This window comes from Protofrankia sp. CiT1 (assembly GCF_917627335.1).
Taxonomy (GTDB): Bacteria; Actinomycetota; Actinomycetes; order Frankiales; family Frankiaceae; genus Protofrankia.
Genome location: NZ_CAKJTP010000058.1, coordinates 1 through 7210 on the forward strand (window position 1 = coordinate 1; position 7210 = coordinate 7210).

The following is a 7210-nucleotide window of genomic DNA, read 5'->3' on the forward strand; positions in this document are numbered from 1 at the left end:
ACCTTGCCCGGCCTGCCCGCGGTTACCCTGGGTGTGGTGAGCCTGCCCGGAGTCGTCTCGCTGAGGGCTGCTGGTTGCCCGTTCGGCCCCGGGAACGCGGGCCGTGCGGCTACGCCGGGGAACCGCGGGGCGACGGCAGGCTTGGCCCGGCCTTCGACGGACGCGGTGATCCCCGCGAGCAGCGTGTCGGCGGCGGCCGTCTCGTCGCGGCCGACCAGATCGATGTAGGTGGTTGAGCGCAGCAGGCCCTCGGGCCGGCACTCCGCGACCCGGACCGGCACGATCCGGCGCTTGCGCCCCTCGGGGTCGTCCGGCCAGATCGCCAGCCACTCGGCGTTGCCGTACCGGGAGTCGGTCAGATAGGTGGGGGACAGGACGGGCACCACCCGGGCCGAGGCCGGCAGCGTGCGGTGCATGCTGGCCGCCCAGTTCGTGCCCGGGACGAGGTCCCACGCCTGCACGAACACCCGCGCGGGCCGGTCGCCGAACCGCACCCGGGCCTCCAGCTGCCACGCGATCCACTCTGCCCAAGCGGCGTCCGTGCCGGTATAGCTGACGAAGAAGTCGTAGCGATCGTCGCTGCCTGAACCTGACGTGTCAGATGCTTCGCCCCCATCACCCATGGGCCAAGAATGTCACGATCCGCGTCCGGTACAGCCGTCGGGCGTGCCCGGCGTGCGGAGCGCACAGCGCGGAGGGTGGCCGGTCGCCTTTCCGTCCTGCCTTTCCGTTCGGCGTTTCTGGCTGGCGCGGTCGTGCGGTCAACCATCCAGCGGGAGTACCCGAGGTAGCATAAGGAGTATGAGCGAGCCTACCCAGAAGTACTCGATCACAATGCCTCGGGACGTCGCCGAGGCGGCCCGCGCCCGCGGCGGTCCCTCAGGCCTGTCCGCATACGTCGCCGCGGCCGTCGCGCGCCAGATCGAACGCGACAACCTCAACGACCTGATCGCGGTCGCGGAGGCCGAACACGGACCGATCACCGATGACGAGATTCAGGCCAGGCGCGATGCCCTGCTGCGCGCCCGCGAGCAGCAGGGCATCGCCGGCTTGAGCGTGGCATGATCCGCGCGCCCGTAGTGCCGGGCGGCATTCTTGTGCTGGACAGTGAAGGACTCGCCAAAGCCGTACAGCGCGACCGCGAGGTCACCGCCTGGCTCGCACTGGCCCGCGCCGACGATATGCGTGTGATCACCAGTGCGGCGACGCTGGTCGAGGTGGTGCACCCGCACATCAGGCGTCCGGCTCTCGAATGGACCCTGTCCCGCATCGTCATCGAGCCCGTCACCGAGGACATCGCCCGCCATGCGGCGGCTCTCCTGGGTGATGCGGGTCTGCATGGTCACAAATACGCGATCGACGCCATGCTCTGCGCCACCGCGCTCGCCGTCCCCGGTCCGGTCACGGTGCTCACGTCGGATCCTGACGATCTCGCGGTGCTCTGTAGCCGGCGGGTTGCTCTCATCAAAATCTGAAGCGCCCGGAGTCTGACATCGCGTTGTCTACCGGATGTTCGTCCGAAGGCGTGTTTGTGCGTTCGGCTGGATCGCCGCCACCGCGCTCGCCCTCGACGTTCCGGTGGTCAGCCAGGATGATGACCACGCGGACATACCGGGCCAGCGTGATCCGCGTCTGGCGATCGCCGCGGGAGAACGGATTGATCCCTTGTAGAGAAAGCCACACGTGGGATCGCAACCGGGCTAAGAGCGCCCGGCAATAGGGGTGTGGATCAAGGAGTGGGGTTGGGGTGCGTGCATCGCGAGGCGGCGGAGGGAGCCACCGGAGGTGTTGGGCGTCGACCGACGAGCCGGGGTACCCGTGCATCGCGCAGCGATGGACGGGGAGCGATGCGGCGAGATGTGTGCCCCAGCCCCGCGACGCCGCGCCCCCTATTGCCGGTCGCTCTAGACAGACGGGCTCGGCTCCTGCCGCCGGCCGTCGTCCGGAGTGATCGGCGAGGCGGGGATGGGTACCGCGGGCGTGCGGGCCCGCGGTGGGCGAGTGAGCACCGCGCCGACGACGATCAGAAGGCCGCCGATCAGGACATCCGGGCCGAGTGGCTCCGACAGCGCCGCGGTACCGAGAAGCGTGGACCACAGCGGGATCAGGTAGGTGACCGTGGAGGCGACTGTCGCGCCGGCCGCACGGATCACGCTGAGGTTCAACACGTACGCCACGCCCGTCCCGAATGTTCCGAGCAGTAGGAGAGCGATCCCGGCCCCAGGGCCGGGCCAGCTCGGCAGGCCGCTGACAAGTGGGCCGACGGCCAGCAGTTCCATGGTCGCACAGGAGATCTGTACGGCTGACAGCACGATCGCGGGCTCCCCGCCTCCGGAGAAGAAGCGCCGGGTGTAGGCGAAACCGGCCCCGTAGCAGGCGGCCGCTCCGAGGCATGCCAGGCTCCCGGGGACCGTGCCACCGTGCACCCCATGCCAGACGCCGAGTACGACGAGAACGCCGACGAACCCCATCAATAGCCCGAGAAGCCGTCGCGGCTCAGGCTGCTCCCCGGGCACCAAGACCAGAACGAAGACGAGCGTCGTCAGCGGCGTCGTCGCGTTGAAAACGCCGGCGAGCAGCGAACTCACCTGCGTTTCACCCCACGCGAACAGCGCGAACGGCATGGCGTTGAGCAGGGCCGCGACCACCGCCGCGTGGCCCCAGGTCGCGCGGGAGCGGGGAAACCGCAGTCTCTTCGCCAGGCACACGGCACTGAGCGCCAGAGCGCCGAACAGGCATCGCCACAGCGCCACCCACATCGGGGGGACGCCCTCGTCGACCGCAATTTTGATCAGTGCGAAGCTTGACCCCCAGATCGCGGACAGCAGGATGAAGCTTGGTAGCCATCCGATCTGGATGTGCCGCTCGGTCACCTCGGTCATCGTCCAGCCTTCACACGTTGGGGCACCGTGCCCGGCCATCGTGCGCGATACCGATCACTGATCGTCGGTGGCGCGGCCTGCGCTACATAGGGTGAGTGACGGTTGCTACCCACCGTGGCCGGCGCCGGATGTCGTTTGCCAGGCGGAAAGGACCTCGCCCGGACCCCAGACGAGATCCACGTGAGTAAGGTCGAGAGCTGGGTCGGTGCCGGACAGGGACACGATGGCAAATCCCGTGTCGCCGACGGTGAAACCGGGCACCGCGGGTGCGCTGCGCATGAGGTCCGCGAGGTCATGGTTGTCGAACGCGGTTCCCAGCCACTTCACCGATCCGACGAAGTGCAGCCGTTGCGCTACGGGTGACCGGTCGGCTCCGACGAGGTCCAGCTCCGGGTCGAACTGGCGGTTCCACCAACCGCCCACGGCTTCGACGTCGGGCCAGGGCAGCGCGCCTGAGACCGACGCGAGTTCCAGCGCCTCGCGGACCAGCGGTTCGACCGCTCTGCCCCGCCATGCCGGCCAGCGGCGTTGCACAAGCCGGAAGGCCGCTTCGGGCCGTCCGCGACGTGCCTGTTCCTGGGCGGATCGCAGCGCGGTGAGATACAGGCGCAGATTGCTGTCGGCGACCCGGTAGAGCGCGGGCTTGCCAGGGCGGGTGGACAGTGGTTCATCGACAGCGAGTACCCGCTTCTCCTCGACCAGCCGGCGTAGGAGCGGCGACAGCGATCCTGAGCTCAGGGCCCCCTGGCGGCTGCCCGCGGACGCGGCGATGTTGGCGTGTGTACGGTCTCCGCTGCCCACCGCCTCGAGAACCCGCCGCGACTGGTCGGGTGCGGGAAACTCCGCCATCAGTGTTGATTCCGGCACGCTGAACAGTGGCGAGGCCGGGTCGGTGCATTCCTGTTCGATGAAGGGCAGCGGCGGAGTTCCGGCTGGCCAGTTCCGGAGAATACCGGGCAGCCCGCCGGAAACCAGCTGGGCGTCGATCGCGTCAGCCCCGTCCAGACCCAGCGCACGTCCCGTTTCCGCCGGGTTGAGGGGGCCGAGGACAAGATTGTCGGCCCGTCCGAAGAATGGCCGGTCGTAGGCGGTGAGCCGTTCCATCATGTGGATATCGCTGCCGAGGAGCAGGAGGAGCACCGGGCGTCCGGCGAGCAGCCGGTCCCAGGCCGTCTGCAGCGCCCCGTCGAACAGATCGTCCTGTTCCGCGAGCCAGGGAAGTTCGTCGAGGACGACGATGGCAGGGAAGTCGGGTAGGACCGAGGCGAGGACACGGAAGGCGTCAGGCCAGCTTCCGGTGGCCGCGGTCGGCACGAGTTCACGCTCGGTCGGCAGGGACGACTCCCTGAGGTCCGCGAAGAAGGCGGCCACCGATTCGACGGGTGAGGCGCCCTTGGTCGCGGTGAAGAAGAAATAGGGGACACCGGCCCGATCACAGAACTCCTGCACAAGGCGTGACTTACCCACCTGTCGCCGGCCCCGGAGGGCGACGGCTCGTCCAGCGCGGGAGGAGGTCAGCTGATCCAGCCGCTTGCGCAGGAGGGCAAGCTCGGTCGCTCTGCCGACGAAGTCCCACGCCATGAGGGCATCCCATCTATGTAGATGACATCTACATAGATGCATGCTACCGGTGGAGTGCGGGGGATCTGGTTGGCTGGGCGGATGTCGCACCGGGTCCCGTGAGCCGGGGCGACATCCTCGACGGGGCGGGCGCGCTGCTACTCGTCCAGCGCGGGCGGGAGCCGGGCCGTGGTCCGCGGTCGGTGCCCACCGCCTCGAGAACCCGCCGCGACTGGCCGGGGTGCGGGAAACTCCGCCATCAGCGTTGATTCCAGCCCGCTGAACAGCGGGACGCGGCGTCGCGGGGGTGGGGCACACACCTCGTGACGTTGTCGTCGGTCAACCACCCCAAGGGCCAGGGTGGTTCCCTCCGCCGCCTCGCGACGCACGCGCCCCAGCCCCACCCCTTGATCCACATCCCTATTGTCGGGCGTTCTTACTGAGGCATGGCGTCGACCAGTTTCAGCAGCGTCGCCGCCGGGACGGGTATCCAGTCCCAGACGTCCACGCCCACGTTGATCTGTCGTTCACTGATCTGCCAGGCGTCGTGTACGTGCCCGCACAGCAACGGCCGGCCGTCGTCATCGGGACGGCTGTCGACATAGCGGTCGGATTCCGTGTGGTCGCCGCGGTAGGGGAAGTGGGCCAACGTGACCAGCTGGTTGCCGATCCGGTGTTCCCGCACGACTCCGGACGTGTGGACGTCGGCGAAGCCCGCCTCGATGTACCGACGGATCTGGCCGGCGTGCCGGCGGTGCCCGGACCAACAGGAGTCATGATTACCGGCGACGAGAATCTTGCGGCCGTTCAGCGCGGCGACCGGGCCAAGCTTCGCCGGCGTGAGCGAGACGTCCCCGAGAACCCAGACGGTGTCCGTGGCCGCCACCACGGCGTTCCAGCGTGCCACCAGGCCGGCGTTCATTGCCTCGACGTCGGGCCAGGGCCGCGAGGCATAGCTCAGAATGTTCGTGTGGCCGAAATGGAGATCGGCTGTGTACCACGTCGTCACAGAATCCCTGTCATTACCAGTCGGTTCACGGCCAGTCGATGCCGTCGATCAGTTCGGTTGCCGTGACGTCGAGTAGGTCGCTGCGCCCGGTCTCGTCGTATTTGCCGTCCACGAGTTGCCAGATTCGCACCGTCCGGCGGTTCGGATCGGCGACGATCAGTTCGTCCACCTCGTGCGCGGCATAAAAATCGATCTTCGCATAGGTCTCATCGTCCGGTGACACGACCTCGATGACCACGGCGGCGGTGGAAAGGTACACGCCGGTCGGGTTCCCGCGGTGCAATCCACCGTCGGGTACCCGGTAGTCGTTGCGGCGGCCGAGGTTGAACGGGCCGGTGCGTACAAGCCCGGCGGCCCGCGCACGAATCCGTAGCAGCGCGCTGATTTCGTCGTCTACACGGCCGTGTTCGGCTGATGGGCCCGGCGCCATATGGTATTCCCCGTTCCAGATCTCGTCGAAGGTGTCCTGCCCGAGCGATTCGCGCCGGGCGATGAACTCGTCGAGGATCTGAGGGCGTTCGCCGAGAACTATGGTGCGCATGCCGGACCGCCTCTCCGTGACTTCGTCGACTTCGTCGACTTCGTCAGCCGAAGGCCGCGAGAGTCTCTCGTGGTCACACCAGATTATAGATCAATACCGTGCCATCCGTGTCCGGGAGTGTCTCTCGCCGGATCACGCGTTCCGGCGGCGCGCTGCCGGCTCGGTCAGCGACGGCGGTTCGTAGCCCGCGTCCGCCATGTTGATCGTGATGCCCGGCGGCACGATCTCGTCGATCCGGTTCAGGACGTCCGGCGAGAGCGTCACTTTGACCGCGTCGAGCTGTGACTCGAGCTGCTCCAAGGTCCGCGGGCCGATGATTGCCGAAGTGACGGCCGGGTGGGTGAGGACGAACGCGATGGCCAGGTGGATGAGGGAGAGCCCCGCGTCTTCGGCCAGGAGGGCGAGCCGCTCGACCGCCTCGAGCTTGGTGGCGTTCGCCGGGAGGGTCAGGTCGAAACGTCCGGGCGTGCGCTGGCCACGGCCGGAGACGGGCAGCTCGGCTCCCTTGCGGTATCGCCCGGACAGCCACCCGCCGGCCAGCGGGCTCCACGGGATCACGGCTAGTCCGTAGCGCTGCGCAACCGGCAGGACCTCGCGCTCGACACCGCGGGCCAGCAGGGAGTACGGCGGTTGCTCGGACACGACACGTTCCCGGCCTCGCCGCTCGGCGATCCACTGCCCTTCCACGATGGCGGACGGCTCGAAGGTCGACGTCCCGATATAGCGGATCTTTCCTTGGTGGACGAGGTCGCTCAGAGCGCCGAGGGTGTCGTCGAAGTCAGTGCCGGGCTCGGGCCGGTGCACCTGGTAGAGGTCGATCCAGTCGGTCCGCAGGCGGAGCAGGCTGTTCTCAACCTCGCGGATGATCCATCGGCGGGAGTTGCCCCGATGGTTGGGGTTGTCGCCCATGGGTGCGTGGAACTTCGTCGCGAGCACCACCTCGTCCCGCAGGCCCCCGGCGAGCGCCTTGCCGACGATTTCCTCGGACTCACCCTGTGAGTAGATGTCCGCGGTGTCGATGATATTGATGCCCGCGTCCAGGGCACGGTGAATGATCCGGATGCTGTCGTCATGGTCGGGATTTCCCCAGGCGCCGAACATCATCGCCCCGAGCGTCAGCGGACTGACCTTCACCCCGGTCCGGCCGAAGGCGCGAAGTATCATCGTGCTTACTCTCCTTTAGAGCGACCGGTCCAGAGCGACCGGCAACAGGGGGGC

Annotated in this window: 8 protein-coding genes; 2 read left to right on the forward strand and 6 right to left on the reverse strand. The window is 68.0% G+C overall.

Annotated elements, in window-relative coordinates; all coding sequences use genetic code 11:
- Positions 1 to 623, reverse strand: a 623-nt coding sequence (locus MJ785_RS11645; protein ID WP_239380789.1) for a toll/interleukin-1 receptor domain-containing protein, incomplete at its 3' end; no start/stop codon positions are given.
- A gap of 178 nt (positions 624 to 801) precedes the next feature.
- Between MJ785_RS11645 and MJ785_RS11650 the strand changes: the two genes are divergently transcribed.
- Positions 802 to 1065: a hypothetical protein gene (locus MJ785_RS11650; protein WP_239312956.1), complete on the forward strand. Its 264-nt coding sequence runs from the start codon at positions 802 to 804 to the stop codon at positions 1063 to 1065.
- Positions 1062 to 1475, forward strand: coding sequence for a type II toxin-antitoxin system VapC family toxin (locus MJ785_RS11655; RefSeq protein ID WP_239312953.1), 414 nt, complete (start codon positions 1062 to 1064; stop codon positions 1473 to 1475). The genes MJ785_RS11650 and MJ785_RS11655 overlap by 4 nt, the downstream gene beginning before the upstream one ends.
- A 429-nt stretch (positions 1476 to 1904) precedes the next feature.
- Here the strand turns inward: MJ785_RS11655 and MJ785_RS11660 are convergent, their stop codons facing one another.
- The 5 genes from MJ785_RS11660 to MJ785_RS11680 form a co-directional block, all read right to left on the reverse strand.
- Positions 1905 to 2882: a DMT family transporter gene (locus tag MJ785_RS11660; protein WP_239380791.1), complete on the reverse strand. Its 978-nt coding sequence runs from the start codon at positions 2880 to 2882 to the stop codon at positions 1905 to 1907.
- Between the two features lie 105 nt (positions 2883 to 2987).
- Positions 2988 to 4463, reverse strand: a complete 1476-nt coding sequence (locus tag MJ785_RS11665) for an ATP-binding protein (RefSeq protein WP_239380793.1) — start codon at positions 4461 to 4463, stop codon at positions 2988 to 2990.
- 415 nt (positions 4464 to 4878) lie between these two features.
- Complete coding sequence (locus tag MJ785_RS11670) at positions 4879 to 5451, reverse strand: metallophosphoesterase family protein (RefSeq protein WP_239312947.1); 573 nt, start codon at positions 5449 to 5451, stop codon at positions 4879 to 4881.
- 25 nt (positions 5452 to 5476) lie between these two features.
- On the reverse strand, positions 5477 to 5992 hold the full coding sequence (locus MJ785_RS11675) for a Uma2 family endonuclease (RefSeq protein WP_239312944.1): 516 nt from the start codon (positions 5990 to 5992) through the stop codon (positions 5477 to 5479).
- 132 nt (positions 5993 to 6124) lie between these two features.
- On the reverse strand, positions 6125 to 7156 hold the full coding sequence (locus tag MJ785_RS11680; protein WP_239347539.1) for an aldo/keto reductase: 1032 nt from the start codon (positions 7154 to 7156) through the stop codon (positions 6125 to 6127).
- Between the last annotated feature and the right edge of the window lie 54 nt (positions 7157 to 7210).

What these genes read in the sequence shown, in the direction of transcription:
- MJ785_RS11650 (WP_239312956.1), top strand. Translation starts at nt 802, where the DNA reads ATGAGCGAGCCTACCCAGAAGTACTCGATCACAATGCCTCGGGACGTC.
- MJ785_RS11655 (WP_239312953.1), top strand. Translation starts at nt 1,062, where the DNA reads ATGATCCGCGCGCCCGTAGTGCCGGGCGGCATTCTTGTGCTGGACAGT.
- MJ785_RS11660 (WP_239380791.1), bottom strand. Translation starts at nt 2,882, where the DNA reads ATGACCGAGGTGACCGAGCGGCACATCCAGATCGGATGGCTACCAAGC.
- MJ785_RS11665 (WP_239380793.1), bottom strand. Translation starts at nt 4,463, where the DNA reads ATGGCGTGGGACTTCGTCGGCAGAGCGACCGAGCTTGCCCTCCTGCGC.
- MJ785_RS11675 (WP_239312944.1), bottom strand. Translation starts at nt 5,992, where the DNA reads ATGCGCACCATAGTTCTCGGCGAACGCCCTCAGATCCTCGACGAGTTC.
- MJ785_RS11680 (WP_239347539.1), bottom strand. Translation starts at nt 7,156, where the DNA reads ATGATACTTCGCGCCTTCGGCCGGACCGGGGTGAAGGTCAGTCCGCTG.